The following is a 16,248-nucleotide window of genomic DNA, read 5'->3' as shown; positions in this document are numbered from 1 at the left end:
AGCGGGATCGCCCGGGGCGGAAGCGCCCTCAGGCGTCGCGCGCCGTTCCGGGCTCCGTCATGCCCCGATGCATCTCGGCCAGAGCCGATGCGGGGGTGACGTTCGCGATCGTCTTCTGGATTTTGTTCTTCCAGCCCGAGACGATGTGCTTCTCGCCCTTCATCATCGCGTCCCAGCCGTCGCGGGCGACCTTGCCGGCGTCGTCCTTCTCCTGCTGGCCAACCTTGGTGTCCATCAGGTCGGCGCGCTCGAAGAACTCGGTTTCGGTCGGGCCGGGCATCAGCGTGGTGATGGTGACGCCCTTGCTCTCCCTGATCTCGTTGCGGATCGCGTCGGTGAAATTGTCGATGAAGGCCTTGGTGCCGTTGTACACCGCGTTGAAGCTGCCGGGCATATAGCCGGCGATCGAGCCGGTAACGAGGATCCGGCCCTCGCCGCGCGCCACCATGTCGCGCAGAACCTTCTGCAGCAGATAGACGGTGCCGGTGACATTGGTGTCGATCACCCGGCGCCATTCGGCGACGTCCTGGTCGATGAAGGCGCGCCCGAGCCCGCGCCCGGCATTGGCACATAATATCTCGATCGCGCGCCCGCTCGCCGCGGCGAGGAGGGTATCGACGCCCTCGATCGTCGCGAGATCGGCCTGGACCGCGTTCACCTCGACACCGTGACGGCGGAAGTCCCGCGCCGCGGCTTCGATCAGCGGCTCGTCCGCTGCGACCAGCAGGTCATAGCCCTGCTCGGCCGCGACGCTCGCCAGTTCGAAACCGATGCCGGTCGAGGCGCCGGTGACGAGTGCCAGTCTGCCAGCCATCTTCCTCTCCTCAATGGGTCGTCGTCATGCCGGGCTTCAGCACGATCTTGGTCACTTCATCCTGCTTGTCGTGGAACATCCTGTAGCCCTCGGCGGCCTGCTCCAGCGGCATGCGGTGGCTGATCAGGAAGGTGGTATCGATCTTGTCCTCAAGGATCGCGTTGAGCAGTCCGGGCATATAGTGCTGGACATGGGTCTGGCCGGTCTTGAGCGTCAGCCCCTTCTGCATGAAGGCGCCCAGCGGGAATTTGTCGACGAACCCCCCATAGACGGCGGGCATCGACACCCGGCCGCCCTTGCGGCAAGCGATGATCGCCTGGCGGATCGCGTGGGGACGGTCGGTGCCGAGGAAGGTCGAGGCCTTGATCTGGTCGATCACATTGTCGACGAAGAAGCCGTGCGCCTCGAGGCCGACAGCGTCGATCACCGCGTCGGGCCCGATCCCGCCGGTCATCTCCATCAGCGCCTCATAGGTCTTGCTCTCCTCGAAATTGACCGTCTCCGCGCCGAACCGCCGCGCCAGCTCCAGCCGGTGGGGGAAATGATCGATCGCGATCACCCGCTCGGCGCCCATCAGGAAGGCCGACTGCACCGCGAACAGGCCGACCGGCCCGCAGCCCCAGACGGCCACCGTGTCGCCGGGCTCGATGTCGGCATTCTCCGCCGCCATCCAGCCGGTAGGCAGGATATCGGAGAGGAACAGCACCTTGTCATCCTCGATGCCGTCGGGGATCACGATCGGGCCGACATCGGAGAAGGGCACGCGCACATATTCGGCCTGGCCGCCGGCATAGCCGCCGGTCATATGGCTGTAGCCGAACAGGCCGGACATGGGCTGGCCGTACAGCTCCATGGCGATGTCCTGGTTGTCGGCCGGATTGCCGTTGTCGCAGGCCGAATATTGATGCTTGCCGCAATGGAAGCAGCCGCCGCAGGAGATGGTGAAGGGGACGACGACGCGCTGCCCTTTCTTCAGCGTCGAGGCGGAGCCGGTCTCGACCACCTCGCCCATGAACTCATGGCCGAGGATGTCGCCCTTCTGCATGGTCGGGATGTAGCCGTCGTAAAGATGCAGGTCCGAGCCGCAGATCGCGGTCGAGGTGATGCGGATGATCGCATCGCGCGGATTGAGAATCTCGGGATCGTCCACCGTATCGACGCGCACGTCATGCTTGCCGTGCCAGGTGAGTGCGCGCATCAGTCCTTCTCCTCCTCCAGTTCGGCGCGCGTGCGCGCGGCGGTGGCGATCTCGCCGGTTTCCATCAACTGCTTGAAGCGGCGCAGATCCCGGCGCGCCTGGATCGCCGGCTCGCGCTGGAACATCTTGGCGATCAGCCTGCCGACCATGCCGGCCGGCGGATCGTAGAGGATCGTCGCGGTGACGACTGTGCCGCGCCCGCCGCTGGCGTCGCGGAAGTCGATCCGGCCGCTGTTGGGGACATCCGCCCCTTCGGCCGATGCCCAGGCGATATATTCGCCATCTGCCTCCTCGGTGACGACCGAGTCCCATTCGACCGTCCGGCCGCCGGGGGCCTTGATCACCCAGTGCGATCGGCATTCGTCGAGGATGTCGATCCTGACGATATTGTCCATGAAGCGGGGCAGGTTGGAGAAATCGCGCCAATAGGCGAACAGTTCGGCGCGCGGCCGGTTGATCGTGACGGTACGGCCGATCAGGGACGATCCCCTGGCATCGACGATCGTCTCGCCGGCCGCTTCGGCGGCATCGGAATCCTTGGACGTGGACAAGGGCGCATCGTCGCGCGGCGTGGCGTCATGCCTTTCGCTCACCGGAACCTCCTTTGAAATCCGAGCCCCAACCCCGTGAAACCCAAGGCAGTTCCGGTCGTTTCGGAAAGCGAAGCCAATAAAATCAGTATTTTAACATGGGTTAAGGGCTTCGCGTTCTGGGCGCAGCGGGGAACATCGCTCCAGGCCGCAGGTTGTCGCCGGGCAGATCAGGGGATGACGATGATGCTCGACACCATAGGCGCGACGCCAGACAGCGGACCGGATCGATGATGAGCAGCTATCCAGTCGACCGGCTGATATTCGCACCCGACGATGTCGATCTCGCCCGCTCGCCGCTGGCCGGGCATCTCGATGCCGAAACCTATATCCTCGGCGCCTTCAACCCCGGGCTGACGCGGCTGCCGAACGGCAACCTGCTGGCGATGGTGCGGATCGCCGAGGCCCTGCGCGAGCCGATCCGCGACGGGCGGGTCCATGCGATCCGCTGGGAAGCCGAGGGCAATCCGCCGGCGGGCCATGTCGCGGCGCGGGGCAGCGGACAGTATCGGCTCGACGCCTGGCCGCTCGATCTGGCCGACACCGCCGATCCCCGCAAATTCCTGCTACGCGGCGGCGGCTGGCGGATCATGGCGCTGACCTCGCTGTCCTGGCTGCTGCCGGTCGAACTGTCGCCCGACGGGCTGCGGATCGAGGAGGTGCATTATGACCGGGCGATCGCGCCGACAGCGAGCTTCCAATGCTATGGTGTGGAGGATGCGCGGATCAGCCGGGTGGGCGACCAATGGCTGATGACGACCTGCTCGGTCAGCCCCGAGCGCCATTCGACCACGCTCTACACATCGTCCGATGGCCTCGACTGGCGCTTCGCCGACATCGTGCTGGATCACCAGAACAAGGACATGCTGATCTTCGAGGGGCTGGTCGGCGGGCAATATTGGGCCCAGACCCGGCCGCTGGGGGACCTTTATTTCGCCTATCCGCCCGGCAGCGAATGGCGCGCGGGGCCGTCGATCAACCTGGCAACCTCACCCGACGCCCGGCATTGGAAGCCCTGGCCCGCGCCCGGCATCCGCCCCCACGCCAATACCGTCGCCACCGCGCGGATCGGCGGAGGCACCCCGCCGATCCTGACCGATCGCGGCTGGCTGAGCCTGTGGCATGGAGTGGAGCCCAAGGAGATCGTCGGCATATATCGAACCTACTGGTCGATTCTCGACCGGGACGACCCCTCGCGGACCATCGCGACCGAGCACCGGCCGCTGCTCGAAGCCTCGGCCGACCTCACCCGCCCGATCGAGCATCAGCTCTATGTCCGCGACGTGGTGTTCACGACCGGCATCGCCGACGGCGACGAGGGGGGGAGCGCGCCCGGCCATTATATCGTCGCGTCGGGCGAAGCCGATCTCGCCTGCCGGATCACGCATATTCCAAAACAGGTCTTCGCCTGAGCGGGAGCCCGGACCGGCGCCGATCATGATCCCGTGAGGTCGTCGTCGTCCTGATCGGTGATGCCGCGGATATCCTCTTCATCGTCGTGCATCGGTTCGCCGGCGAAGGCGCCATTGTCGATCCGGCCCGAGCGGACCATCTGGTTCATCGTATCGACGAGGTCCGGCGTGTCGGCGGGGATCAGCGACGCGGGATCCGACGAACCGCCATGTTCGCTCTCCTCATAGGGATCGGCCGGCAAGGTCAGCGCATCGTCGGCCACGTCCTGCGCCTGATCGCCATCGCGCTGCTCGTCATTCTCCTCGGGGAGGAAATCGTCGTCCGATGTGCGGCCCATGCTGAACTCCTCGGTTGTAGACTTTCCGTACTCACTTGCTCATGCCCGCGCGGCGTCCGTGCCGTCGGCCAGGAATTCCAGCAGCGCGGCCCAGCTCTGCCGGTCGGCCGCCGGATCATAGGCCATGCGCGGATCGCCGAGCGCATCGACGCCGCTGTTGGTGAAGCTGTGCAGCGCGCGGCCATGGACGATCAGCTGCCAGTCCGCCCGGGCCGCCATCATCTCCGCCTGGAAGGCCCCGACATGGTCGGGCGGGACGAGCGGATCGAGGGCGCCGGTGCTGGCGAATATCCGGGCGCGGATGGCGCCGGGCGCGGCTGGTGCGTTGGTGGTGAGCAGGCCGTGGAAGCTCGCCACGGCACCGATCGGCGCGCCCGACCGGGCGAGTTCGAGCACTGCGAAACCGCCGAAGCAATAGCCGATCGCGGCGATCCGTTCCGGCGGCGCGCCTGTCGTCGCGACCAGCGCGTCGAGCGCGGCGGCGATGCGGCCGCGCAGCAGCGGTGGATCGCCGCGGAAACGGTCCATCGCGGGGCCGATCTCATCGTCGCCGAGAACGCGGCCGTCGCCATGGAGATCGGCCGCCGCCGCGACATAGCCGAGCCCGGCCAGCATCGCGCAGCGGCGGCGGACATTGCCGCCGATCCCGTCCGCCTCATGGACGACCAGGACTGGGCGGCCATGCGCGCCGGGATCGGGGCGGTGGAGTTCGCCGACAAGCTCGATATCGTCGTGGCGGTAGGCGAACGGCTCGGCCACGGGCTAGGCCGCCCGGACCCGCGCCGACATGGCACGATATCCCGTCGGCGCCGGCTCGTTCAGCCGGGCGCGATACAGTTCGGCCAGCGTCCGATGCGCGGTGCGCGCCACCTCGCTCTCCGCGTCGAACGACCGCTCAAGCTCCTCGACCAGTCGCCGGCGGTAATATTCGAGATCGTTAGCGCGCATCTGCATCCTGACCCGGGCATCATCCGGCTTTTCGCTGGCGGCGTGAGGCCGCCCATGCTGAACCGCAGCCGATCGCCCCGGTTCCCGCATGTTGCGCCGACTTGATCCAGGTCAGGACGATTGTCGTCAGGCTGGCCCGTTGGCGGCGCTTCCCGGCTAGAGCCCTTCGCCTTCGACCCAGTGCGCGTTCGACAGGCGCCGCGCGACCGACCAGGTCTGGACGCGGATGTCGGGCACGGCGACAATCTCCCAGAAGGTGCCGCGCGTCATCGGGCCGATGACCAGCAGGCCGGAATCGGCCTGGCCGGAGGCGCCGATCGCTTCCGACTGCGGATTGACGTCGATGCCAAGATGCAGGGCATCGGGGCGGATCAGGCCGCGTTCGAGCAGGCGGCGCAGCAGCGGTTCGCCGGTTCGGGCCAGATCACCCTGCGGTCCGCTGGCATTGACGATCCGCCGGACCCGCAATGTCCGCAGCGTATCCGCGCCGCGTGGACGCCAGCTGATGTCGACCTGGCCATCGCGCACATCGGCGCCCGCCAGCTTGCCGGCGACGATGTCGAGCCTTCCATCGGCGCGCATCGCGGCGATCCGCTCGGCGACGCGCGGTGCCAGCCGATGGCGGTGGATATCCCACCAGGGGCGCAGATGGCGCAGGAAGCGGCGGCGGCCCTCGGCATCGGCGCCGAGCCAGAGATCCTGGGTGAAGGGCCTGAGCGCATCGACAGCCGGCCGCCAGCCGGTTGCCCCCGTCCTTGCCCGCACCGATCGCAGCAGTTCCGATGGCCGGAGCGGCGGGCGCTGTTGCAGAGGCGCGCCCATCGTCTGGTCGGCATGGGCGTGAGGCAGCAGGCCGCGCCGGGACATGGCGATGATCCTGCCCCGGAAGCCGCGCGCGTCGAGCAGCAGCGCGACGTCCACCATGGTCAGTCCGGTGCCGACGATCAGCACCCTGTCGTCGGCCGCCAGCCCGTCGGCGACGTTGCCGCTCCACGGATCGGGCGCGTAGAGGTCGGGATCGAGCCCGGCACCGGCGAGCGCCGGCGGCTCGTGCGGGGGCAGGTTGCCCGGCGCGAGGACCAGCGTATCCGCAGCGAGGCGACGCCCGTCGTCCAGCGTCACCGCATAGCCGCCGCCGCTCCGTTCGGCGTCGACCGCTTCGCCCCGGATCAGGGTAAGGCGGCCCTCGGCCCGTTCCATCGCGGCGCGCAGCAGATCGGCCAGATAATCGCCATAGACGATGCGCGGCACGAAGCCGCCCAGCTCGGGCCGGTGCCGGGCGAGCCAGCGCAGGAAATGATCGGGATCGTCGGGCAGCGCGCTCATATTGCCGGCACGCACGTTGAGCAGATGATCGGGATGCGCCGCCGAATAGGCGATGCCGCGTCCGGCATGGGGCTGCCGCTCGATCAGCGTCGCGTGCGGGCCTTCGTGGCGCAGCAGGTTGATCGCCTGGAGGGTGCCGGAAAAGCCCGCGCCGACGATCATGACGTGACGATCGGCGGCGCGGGCGGCGGAGGTGATCATGCGAAGCCCGTCGAAGATGGCTGGAAAGGATGGGGATGATTTCCCCCGTCCTTCCCAAGTCTTTCAGCAGGCAATGTCGCAAATCGCAATCAATTCCGCCGCCGACGGATCGGGCGCCTAGAGCAATTTCGCTCCGTTGGACCGAGCGGGGGCTTCCATTATGCCCGGGCCGGCGACCTTCTGATCTTAGGCCTGGGCGGTCAGCGCGGCGGCGGAGATGCCGGCGAGGGCGCAGAGCTCGTCATTGTCCGAGGTGTCGCCAGTGACGCCGACCGCGCCGATCGCCCGGCCGTCCGCGCCGACCACGATGACGCCGCCTGCCGCCGGCAGGACGCCATGCGATGCGATCGGCCCGAGCGAGGCGACGAAGCTGGGCCTTTCGGCCGCCATGTCGGCGATCTTGCGGCTCGATATGCCGAGCGCCAGGGCACCCGATGCCTTGGCCGTGGCGATCTGCGGGCGCAGCGTCGAGGTGCCGTCCTGGCGCTGGAAGGCGATCAGATGCCCCCCGGCGTCGAGCACGGCGATGCCCAGGGGTTTCAGCCCGAGTTCCGCGCCCTTCGCGAAGGCGCCGGTGATGATCGCATTTGCCTGTTCAAGCGTGATGTAAGCCATTTTTTTTGCGTTCCTGTCCTGGGGAGGGAAGAAAGGGCGGCGGGCGCCGGGCCGCCGGTCGCCCAGTCGAGCAGCTCGACCGTGTGGACGATGGGCAGCGCGGTGCGGGCGCCGATCTGGGTGGCGCAGCCGATATTGCCGGTGGCGATGACATCCGCGCCGAGCCGCTCGATGTTCGCGGCCTTGCGGTCGCCGAGCTGCCCCGCGATTTCAGGCTGGAGGATGTTGTAGGTGCCCGCCGACCCGCAGCACAGATGCGCCTCGATCGGGGTGCGGACGATGTAGCCGGCCTGGGCGAGCAGCCGCTTTGGCGCCTCGGTCACCTTCTGGCCGTGCTGCAGCGAGCAGGCGGCATGATAGGCGACGGTGAGGCCGCGGCCGTCCCCGGCGGGAAGCTCCGCATCCTGCAGGAATTCGGTGATGTCCCTGGCGAGCGCCGAGACCGCCGCCGCCTTTTCGGCATAAGCGGGATCGTTGCGCAGCATGAAGCCATAATCCTTGATCGTGGTGCCGCAGCCCGATGCCGTCACCAGGATCGCGGCAAGGCCGCCATCGTCGATCAGCCGCTGCCAGGCATCGACGTTGCGCCGGGCATGGGCGAGGCCGTCATGCTCGCGCCCCATATGGTGGACCAGCGCGCCGCAGCACGCTTCGCCGGGCGCGAACAGCACGTCATAGCCGGCGCGGTTGAGCAGGCGGATCGCGGCGCTGCCGAACTCGGGACGCAGCACCGGCTCGGCGCAGCCCCGCAGCATGGCGACGCGCCCCTTCGATCCGGCGACGAGGGCGTCGCGGCGTTCGGCACGCGGCGGCACGCGCGCCGGCGCGAGGGCGAGCATCGCGGCGAGCGGACGGAGTGCTGCGATCCGCCGCAGCAACGGCTCGGCGGGCCGGGCCAGGCGGGCGAGGCCGAGCGCCGCGCGGAAGCGGCGCGGATGGGGAAGGACGAGCGCGAGCAGGCCGCGGATCAGCCGCTCCCGCAGCGGGCGGCGGTAGCGGTCCTGGATATAGGCGCGGGCATGATCGACCAGATGCATGTAGTTCACGCCCGACGGGCAGGTCGTCATGCACGACAGGCAGGAGAGGCAGCGATCGACATGCTTGACGATCTCGGGGGTCGGCTCCCGCTCCCGCTCGAGCATGTCCTTGATCAGGTAGATGCGGCCGCGCGGGGAATCCAGTTCGTCGCCGAGCAGTACATAGGTGGGGCAGGTCGCGGTGCAGAAGCCGCAATGGACGCATTTGCGGATCACCGCCTCGGAACTGGCCATCGCCGGATCGGCCAGCGCCTCGGCCGTGAACTCGGTCTTCATGGGCGCTCTCCAAAACGGCCGGTCTCGAACACGCCCATCGGATCGAAGGCGCGGCGGATGCGCGCCTCCAGCGCGGCCACGCCCGGGGCGGCGGGATGCAGGGTGGCCACCGCCTCGCGCAGCGCCGCCGGCGCCCGGACCAGCGTGGCGTGTCCGCCGGCGGCCTCGGCGGCGGCGCGGACGAGGGCGGGATCGCCATCAAAGGCCAGCCAGACCAGCCCGCCGGCCCAGTCGAACAGCCAGGACGCGCCGTGCGGTTCGAGGGCGGCGACGATCGCGGGGCCCTGGCTGGGGGCCACGTTGACACGCCACAGGGGACGATCGCGGGCCAGCGGCGCAAGCGTGCGCAGGCTGGCCCAGAGGGCATCGGCGTCGCTATCGCCGAGCGCCTCGACCGGGCCGTGCGGGGCGAGCGCCCTGTCGAGGATCGCGCATCGCGCCTGCACCGACGGAGCGAAGCCCTGGACCTGGAGCAGGGTCAGGGCGATGTCGCCCTGTCGGGCGGCGGGGATATGGGCCGCCGCCGCGACCTCGGCCTGCGAGCCCATCGCCGCGGCCATCGCCGCCACAGCCTGCCGGGCATCGAGGCCGGTGACGGCGCGCGTCGCGCTGACCGGAGGACGCGGCAGCACCTTGAGCGTCAGCTCGGTCATCGCGAACAGCCGGCCCCAGCTGCCCGCCGCGAGCTTGGGCAGATCATAGCCGGTGACGTTCTTCACCACCCGCGCGCCAGCCAGCAGCATCTCGCCCCGGCCCGAGGCCGCGCGGAAGCCGAGCAGGTGATCGCGCACTGCCCCGGCGGACAGCCGCCGCGACCCGGCGACGCCCGCCGCTACCACGCCGCCGATCGTCGCGCTTCCAGCAGGCTGGCCGAAGACGGGACCATGATCGAAGGGATCGAAGGCGAGCATCTGCCCCTCGGCACGTACCAGCGCCTCGATCTGCGACAGCGGCGTTCCGGCGCCCACCGTCAGCACCAGTTCGGCGGGATCATAATCGACGATGCCGGCGAAGCCGCCCATGTCGAGCGGCGTCGCATCGCGCGCCGGCCGGCCGGTCCCGGCCTTGCTGAGCCCGCCGCCGATCGCCAGGGTGCGGCCATCGCGCTGCGCCGTCAGGACGACATCGACCAGTTCTTCGGCGGAGGCCGGACGGATGGGAAGCGGCGTGGCCATCAGAAGCGCGGCAGGTCCGGAAAGGGCAGTGCGCCATGATGGACATGCATGCGCCCGAGTTCCGCGCAGCGGTGCAATGTCGGGAAGACCTTGCCGGGATTGAGCAGCAGCTTCGGATCGAAGGCGCATTTGAGGCGCTGCTGCTGCTTGAGGTCGGTCTCCGAGAACATCTCGGGCATCAGGTCGCGCTTCTCGACGCCGACGCCATGCTCGCCGGTAAGCACGCCGCCGACCGCGACGCACTGCCGCAATATGTCGTTGCCAAAGGCCTCGGCGCGCTCGAGCTGGCCGGGAATGTTCGCATCGTACATGATCAGCGGATGGAGATTGCCGTCGCCCGCATGGAAGACATTGGCGACGCCCAGACCATAATGATCTGACAGTTCGCGCATCTTCTCCAGCACGTCGGGCAGGCGGCGGCGCGGGATCGTTCCGTCCATGCAATAATAATCGGGCGACAGGCGGCCGACTGCGGGAAAGGCGGCCTTGCGGCCCGCCCAGAAGCCCATGCGCTCGTCATCGTCGGCGGAAAGGCGCAGGGTGGTCGACCCGTTGGCGCGGGCGATGGCGGCGACCTCGTCGATCAGATGGTCGCATTCGGCGGCAACACCATCCAGTTCGACGATCAGCAGCGCCTCGACATCCAGCGGATAGCCCACCTGGACGAAAGCCTCAGCGGCATGGATGGCGGGCCGGTCCATCATCTCCATGCCGGCCGGGATGATGCCGGCGGCGATCACATCGGCGACGCATAGCCCGGCACCCTCGACGGTGGGGAAGCCGATCAGCAGCGCGCGAGCCCCCTCCGGCCGGGGCAGGATGCGGACCGTCACTTCCGTGACGATGCCGAGCAGTCCCTCGGAGCCGACCACGACGCCGAGCAGGTCGAGCCCGGCGGGATCGAGCTGGCGGCCGCCGAGGCGGACGACCTCGCCGTCCATCAGCACGATCTCGACGCCAAGCACATTGTTGGTGGTCAGCCCGTATTTCAGGCAGTGCACACCGCCGGAATTCTCCGCGACATTGCCGCCGATCGAGCAGGCGATCTGGCTGGACGGGTCGGGCGCGTAATAGAAGCCGCGATCCTCGACCGCGCGGGTGACGGCGAGATTGGTGACACCGGGCTGGACCACGGCCAGCCGGTCCTCATAATCGATATCGAGCACGCGGTTGAACCTGGCCATGCCGACCAGCACAGCATCCGCCAGCGGCAGCGCGCCGCCCGACAATGATGTGCCGGAACCGCGCGGCACGATCTTCACGCCCTCGGCATGGCACCAGGCGAGGATCCTCGACACCTGCTCCGTCGTCTCCGGCAGCACGACGACCATCGGTGGCTGGCGATAGGCGGTCAGTCCGTCGGATTCATAGGGGCGCAGGCCGTCCGGATCGTCGATCACCGCTTCCCCGGGGACGATCGAGCGCAACGCCCGGACGATATCCGCGCGGCGCGCGAGGACGCTGGCGTCCGGCTCCGGCATGACTAACGACATCGTCCGCCCCTTTCCTCTCCCTGATATAGCCGGCCCCGATCTTTCGGTAGGCGTAAAAAATAAAATATAGCTGTTCTTCAGGAGAATGAATGGCCGCATCGACCAGAGTTCATCGGCACGGGATGAGGGTCTCATTCACGTTGATCGCAATGGCATAGCAGATGTCGTGCAAGTCAGCGACAAATAGCCAGAGACGGCCGCCTATAATTTGAAATCGCGCCGATGATATTCCGTCATGTCGAAAGCAGTAAATCTCGCATTTGCAGACCATGAGCACCCTCTAGGATCGTTCCGACCGGAGGTTGGGCCTCCAGGGCGGTCGCGTCAGGGAGGGTTGCATGGATCCGTTGATGGCATCGCAGGCTTTTCCGCCCGTTCCGCTCGATCCCGACAATGCCGACCAGCGGGCGCTGGCGGATCAGCTGCTCCGTGCGTCCGGAGGCTATGCGGGCGGCCCCATTCCGCTGCTGTTGCGAAGCCCCGCCATGGGGCTGCGGCTCCGTCCGCTGATCAGCTATTTCGCGACCCGGTCGACCCTGCCTGCACGGCTGAAGGAACTCGCGATACTGATCCAGGCGCGCTTCTGGGACCAGGACTATGAGTGGTGGGCGCATGAGAGGATCGCCCATGACGCCGGCCTGGCGCCGGCCGTCACGGCCGCCATCCACGAAGGGCGTTTCCCGGAGAACATGGCGGAAGACGAAGCGGCGGTCCATGCGCTGTGCCGCGAGCTGCTGGACGAACATCGGGTGCGGCCCGAGACGCTGGCCGAGGCGCGCCGCCATCTGAATGAGGAGCAGCTGGTCGATCTGGCGGCGGTGAGCGGCGTCTATGCGCTGCTGGCGCTGCTGCTCAACCTGTCCGGCGAAGGGGCGCCCGCCGATGCGCCGCGGCCCACGCCGGGTATCTGAACGGAGCGGGATGTGGCTGAATTCGATCTGTCCGGAAAGGTTGCGCTGGTCACGGGCGGAGGCTCGGGGATCGGCTTCGCGATGGCTCAGGCCATGGCGGGCGCGGGCGCCACGGTCGCGATCGCCGGCCGCGACCGCGCGAGGGGGGAGGCGGCAGCGGCGCTGATAGGCGGCGGGGCCCGCTATCAGCAACTGGACACAGCCGATCCTGATTCCTGCGCCGCCGCGCTGGACGCCGTCGTCGCGGGCTGCGGCGGGATCGACATCCTCGTCAACAATGCGGGCATGTCGATCGGCAAGCCGCCCCAGGACCTCTCGCTGGACGAATGGCGGCAGATCATGGACGTCAATCTGACCGGCGCCTTCCTGCTCAGCCAGCGCGCCTATCCGGAAATGTGCCGCCGTGGCGGGGGCAAGATCATCAATGTCGGTTCGATCACCACGCTGTTCGGCAGTGCCGTGGCCGCGGCCTATGGCGCGAGCAAGGGGGGCATCGGCCAGCTGACCAAGGCGCTCGCGGTGTCCTGGGCGGTCGACAATATCCAGGTCAACGCGATCCTGCCGGGTTATGTCGCAACCGCGCTTACGACCGCCGCGATGCGCGAGCGGCCCGACCTGCACGACCGCGTCGTCGCCCGTACCCCGGCACGGCGGCTGGGCAGGCCGGAGGACTTTGGCGGCATCGCCGTCTTCCTGGCTTCGGCGGCATCCGATTTCATCACCGGGGCGATCATCCCGGTCGACGGCGGCTATATGAGCCAGGCCTGACAGAGGCAGCGACATGTACGATATCATCATCCGGAATGGACGCATCGTCGACGGGACGGGCGCTCCCGCCAGGAGCGGCGCGGTCGCGATCAGCGGGGAGCGGATCGTGGGGATCGGCGACGTCGACGGGCCTGCCCGGCGCGAGATCGACGCGGGCGGCCAGATCGTGGCACCCGGCTTCGTCGACGTGCATACCCATTATGACGCGCAGGTCTTCTGGGACCCGCTGGTCACCCCGTCGATCAACCATGGCGTCACCACCGTGATTGGCGGAAATTGCGGCTTCACCATCGCACCGTTGAGCGGCCGGCCCGAAGATGCCGATTATCTGGTGCGGATGCTCGCCCGGGTCGAGGGCATGCCGCTCGAAAGCCTGCGCGCGGCGGTGCCGATGGATTGGACCGGCTTCGGCGAATATCTCGACCGGCTGGACGGCACGCTGGCGATCAACACCGGCTTCATGGTCGGCCATTCGGCGCTGCGCCGTACCGTGATGGGCGAGCGCGCGATCGGCCATCATGCCAGCGCCGACGAGATCGCGGCGATGCAGGAGCTGTTGCGCGCTTCGATACGGGCCGGCGGACTGGGTTTCTCATCGACGATATCGACGACGCATCTCGACGCGGAGGGCCAGCCCGTGCCTTCGCGCCACGCCGCCGAGGAAGAGCTGATCGCGCTGGCGAGCGTGGTTTCGGAATTCCCCGGGACCACGCTGGAATTCCTGCCGATCCCGGGTCTCTTCGGTGAGCAGACCTATGATCTGCTGACGCGCCTGTCGCTCGCCGCGCAGCGGCCGCTCAACTGGAACGCGATCATCCCCAACGCCCATGCGCCCGAAATCCACCGCTCGCAGATCGCGGCGTCCGATTATGCGGCGGCGCGCGGCGCGCGCGTGGTGGGCCTGGTGATGGCCGATGCGCCGCACCTCCGGCTCAACATGCTGGGCGGCGTGCTGATCGATTCGGTCGAGGGGATCGCGGAATATTTCCGCCTGCCGCTCGACGATCGGTGCAGGGCCTTCGCCGATCCCGAGGTCCGCCGCCGGATCGGGGAGCGCGCGGCCGGGCAGGCGGGCCATGCGCGCAAATATGCGCAGTGGCAGGATTATGAGATCGTCGAGGTGTTCAGCGAGGAGAACCGCCGCTGGCTCGGAAGGATGATCGGCGAGGTCGCGGCGGAGCGCGGGGTTTCGCCCCTCGACGCGATACTCGACGTTGCCCTGGCCGATGAGTTGCGTACCAATTTCCTGCTCCGCTCGATCGCCGACGACGATGCGAGCTGGGCGATGCGGGGCGAGGTGTGGACCGACGACCGGGTGGTGATCGGCGCTTCCGACGCGGGGGCGCATCTCGACATGATCGATACCTTCGCCTTCTCGTCGAAGGTGCTGGGCGAAGGGGTGCGTCGCCGCAAGCTGCTCTCACTGGAAGAAGCGGTCCATCGCCTGACGCAGGTGCCGGCCGAGTTGATCGGCATCCGTGACAGGGGCTGTCTGCGCGAGGGCGCGTTCGCCGACATCGTCATCTTCGATCCCGACAGAATCGGGTGCGGGCCGACCAGCATGCGCTTCGACCTGCCGGCCGGCGGGAACCGCCTCTATTGCGATCCGATCGGCGTCAGCCATGTGCTGGTCAACGGTCGCGAGGTGGCACGCGACGGCGTGCCGAACGGGGAACTAGCCGGGACGATGCTGCGATCCGGCCGCGATACCTATAGCGTGACGATCGGCAGGTGACCGCGCCCGCCATGAGCCCGGCGACCAGCCGGCTGTTCATCGTCGCGCTCGTCATCGCCGAGATCTGCAGTTCGCTGGAAGTGACGATGGTCTATACGGCGCTGCCGTCGCTGACCCGCGTCTTCCATGATCCGGCGGGCGTGGGGTGGATCATCACCGCATGCCTGCTGGTCTCGGCGGCGGCGGCGGCGCTGTGCGGCCGGCTCGGCGACCTTTACGGGCATCGCCGGCTGCTCCTGATCGTGCTGACGATCACGATCGCGGGATCCAGCATCAGTGCCTTGTCGCGGAACCTGATCGGCATCGTCGTCGGTGCCGCGCTGCAGGGCGCCAGTGGTGCGATCCTGCCGCTCTGCCTGGCCTTGATCCGCCAGAACATGCCAGCCGATCGCGTGCCGATGACGGTGGGCATCGTATTGGCGGCGGCGACCGGATCCGCCGCCATCGGCCTGGCGGTGGGCGGTCTGCTGGTCGACACGGCCGGCTGGAACAGCATCTTCGTCGCCAGCGGGGCGTGGGCAGTCCTGAGCGCGGCTGTCGTCTGGGCCTGGGTGCCGAGGAGAGCGAGCGCCACCGGCCAGGCCAACCGGGTCGACATGGTGCAGGGCGTGCTGTTCGTGCCGGCCATCACCGGCTTCCTGCTCGCGCTGACCCTGGGCAAGGACCGGGGATGGGGCGATCCCCTGGTGCTGGCGATGCTGGCGGGATCGCTGCTGCTGCTCGGCTATTGGGCGCGCCACCAACTGCGGCAGGCCTATCCGCTGATCCACCTCCGCGCGCTGGCCGACCGGCGTATCGCCACCGCCTATTTCTGCATGGCGATGGTGGGCGCGGGCATGACCCAGCACACGCTCATCATGGCGATGCTGCTTCAGCAGAAGGGCGCCGCGGTCGGCTTCGGCCTGGCGGCGGGGGTGGCCGGATCGCTGCTGATGCCGGTGCGGCTGGTGGGCGTGTTGTCCAGCGCCTGGTGCGGGCGGGTCATCGCGCGGCGCGGCGGGCGGTTCGGCCTGTTGAGCGGGGCGGTCATGGCAGCCACCGGCTGGACGCTGATCCTGTTCTTCCACGATCGGTTGCCCGTGGTGATGGTGGGGATGCTGCTGGAAGGTGCCGGCTATCTGGTATGCTATGTCGCGATACCCAATATCCTGCTGGCGGCCTCCCCGCCCGAGCGGGCGGGGGAGATCACCGGCCTGTCCACCGTGTTCCGCGCCGCCTTCTCGGCGATCGGGGCGCAGCTCGTGATGCTGCTCCTCGCCACCGCGAACCAGCAGGCGGCGGGCATGGATGCGCCGGTCCCGTCGGTGCTGAGCTTCCGGCTGGGCTTCCTGTTCATCCTGTTGATCTGCATCGTCTGCGGCCTGGCGGCCTGGAGCTTGCCCAACGACGATCCGCGCAGGCGAGCCTGACG

The 16,248-nt window shown here is 68.3% G+C and carries 16 protein-coding genes; 5 read left to right on the top strand and 11 right to left on the bottom strand.

From position 1 onward, the window contains the following. Positions 1–28: 28 nt before the first annotated feature. From CMV14_RS20115 to CMV14_RS20105, 3 genes are read right to left on the bottom strand one after another with little or no spacing between them, the layout of a single operon-like run. Positions 29–814 carry an SDR family NAD(P)-dependent oxidoreductase gene (locus CMV14_RS20115; protein ID WP_066966286.1) on the bottom strand — a complete coding sequence of 262 codons (786 nt, stop codon included), beginning with the start codon at positions 812–814 and terminating at the stop codon, positions 29–31. Positions 815–824: 10 nt separating this feature from the next. After that, on the bottom strand, positions 825–2,012 hold the full coding sequence (locus CMV14_RS20110; RefSeq protein ID WP_066966282.1) for a zinc-dependent alcohol dehydrogenase: 1,188 nt from the start codon (positions 2,010–2,012) through the stop codon (positions 825–827). Beyond that, positions 2,012–2,605 carry an SRPBCC family protein gene (locus tag CMV14_RS20105; RefSeq protein WP_066966279.1) on the bottom strand — a complete coding sequence of 198 codons (594 nt, stop codon included), beginning with the start codon at positions 2,603–2,605 and terminating at the stop codon, positions 2,012–2,014. The genes CMV14_RS20110 and CMV14_RS20105 overlap by 1 nt, the downstream gene beginning before the upstream one ends. A 230-nt stretch (positions 2,606–2,835) precedes the next feature. Between CMV14_RS20105 and CMV14_RS20100 the strand changes: the two genes are divergently transcribed. Further along, the gene (locus CMV14_RS20100; protein ID WP_066966275.1) at positions 2,836–4,014 is read left to right on the top strand and encodes a glycoside hydrolase family 130 protein; all 1,179 of its coding nucleotides are present in this window, start codon (positions 2,836–2,838) and stop codon (positions 4,012–4,014) included. A gap of 23 nt (positions 4,015–4,037) precedes the next feature. On the opposite strand, the gene CMV14_RS20095 is transcribed toward CMV14_RS20100, so the two are convergent. From CMV14_RS20095 to CMV14_RS20060, 8 genes are all read right to left on the bottom strand, one after another. Further along, positions 4,038–4,352, bottom strand: a complete 315-nt coding sequence (locus tag CMV14_RS20095) for a hypothetical protein (protein ID WP_066966272.1) — start codon at positions 4,350–4,352, stop codon at positions 4,038–4,040. 39 nt (positions 4,353–4,391) lie between these two features. Continuing rightward, complete coding sequence (locus tag CMV14_RS20090) at positions 4,392–5,111, bottom strand: dienelactone hydrolase family protein (RefSeq protein WP_083215985.1); 720 nt, start codon at positions 5,109–5,111, stop codon at positions 4,392–4,394. Between the two features lie 3 nt (positions 5,112–5,114). Next, the gene (locus CMV14_RS20085) at positions 5,115–5,300 is read right to left on the bottom strand and encodes a hypothetical protein (protein ID WP_139114740.1); all 186 of its coding nucleotides are present in this window, start codon (positions 5,298–5,300) and stop codon (positions 5,115–5,117) included. Positions 5,301–5,456: 156 nt separating this feature from the next. After that, positions 5,457–6,827: an FAD/NAD(P)-binding protein gene (locus tag CMV14_RS20080; protein ID WP_066966268.1), complete on the bottom strand. Its 1,371-nt coding sequence runs from the start codon at positions 6,825–6,827 to the stop codon at positions 5,457–5,459. Between the two features lie 186 nt (positions 6,828–7,013). Beyond that, positions 7,014–7,442: a GlcG/HbpS family heme-binding protein gene (locus CMV14_RS20075; RefSeq protein ID WP_066966307.1), complete on the bottom strand. Its 429-nt coding sequence runs from the start codon at positions 7,440–7,442 to the stop codon at positions 7,014–7,016. Further along, positions 7,367–8,755, bottom strand: coding sequence for a glycolate oxidase subunit GlcF (gene glcF, locus CMV14_RS20070; protein WP_083215983.1), 1,389 nt, complete (start codon positions 8,753–8,755; stop codon positions 7,367–7,369). Before glcF ends, CMV14_RS20075 begins: the two co-directional genes overlap by 76 nt. Next, on the bottom strand, positions 8,752–9,930 hold the full coding sequence (locus CMV14_RS20065) for an FAD-binding protein (RefSeq protein ID WP_066966266.1): 1,179 nt from the start codon (positions 9,928–9,930) through the stop codon (positions 8,752–8,754). The genes glcF and CMV14_RS20065 overlap by 4 nt, the downstream gene beginning before the upstream one ends. Then, positions 9,930–11,423: an FAD-linked oxidase C-terminal domain-containing protein gene (locus CMV14_RS20060; RefSeq protein ID WP_066966263.1), complete on the bottom strand. Its 1,494-nt coding sequence runs from the start codon at positions 11,421–11,423 to the stop codon at positions 9,930–9,932. Before CMV14_RS20060 ends, CMV14_RS20065 begins: the two co-directional genes overlap by 1 nt. A 338-nt stretch (positions 11,424–11,761) precedes the next feature. On the opposite strand from CMV14_RS20060, the gene CMV14_RS20055 reads away from it, so the two are divergent. Genes CMV14_RS20055 through CMV14_RS20040 form a run of 4 tightly spaced genes read left to right on the top strand, consistent with a single transcriptional unit; the run spans position 11,762 to position 16,246 of the window. Further along, on the top strand, positions 11,762–12,334 hold the full coding sequence (locus tag CMV14_RS20055) for a carboxymuconolactone decarboxylase family protein (RefSeq protein WP_066966260.1): 573 nt from the start codon (positions 11,762–11,764) through the stop codon (positions 12,332–12,334). A gap of 12 nt (positions 12,335–12,346) precedes the next feature. Beyond that, entirely contained in the window at positions 12,347–13,102 is a 756-nt protein-coding gene (locus CMV14_RS20050; RefSeq protein WP_066966257.1) for an SDR family NAD(P)-dependent oxidoreductase, read from the top strand. Between the two features lie 13 nt (positions 13,103–13,115). Continuing rightward, positions 13,116–14,837, top strand: a complete 1,722-nt coding sequence (locus CMV14_RS20045; RefSeq protein WP_066966255.1) for an N-acyl-D-amino-acid deacylase family protein — start codon at positions 13,116–13,118, stop codon at positions 14,835–14,837. After that, positions 14,834–16,246: an MFS transporter gene (locus CMV14_RS20040; protein ID WP_096367797.1), complete on the top strand. Its 1,413-nt coding sequence runs from the start codon at positions 14,834–14,836 to the stop codon at positions 16,244–16,246. The genes CMV14_RS20045 and CMV14_RS20040 overlap by 4 nt, the downstream gene beginning before the upstream one ends. The last annotated feature ends 2 nt before the right edge of the window (positions 16,247–16,248 follow it).

The sequence above is a fragment of the Rhizorhabdus dicambivorans genome (assembly GCF_002355275.1).
Classification (GTDB): domain Bacteria; phylum Pseudomonadota; class Alphaproteobacteria; order Sphingomonadales; family Sphingomonadaceae; genus Rhizorhabdus; species Rhizorhabdus dicambivorans.
Note: the sequence above shows the minus strand (reverse complement) of the source record. Positions and strands in the feature narration are given on the sequence as shown.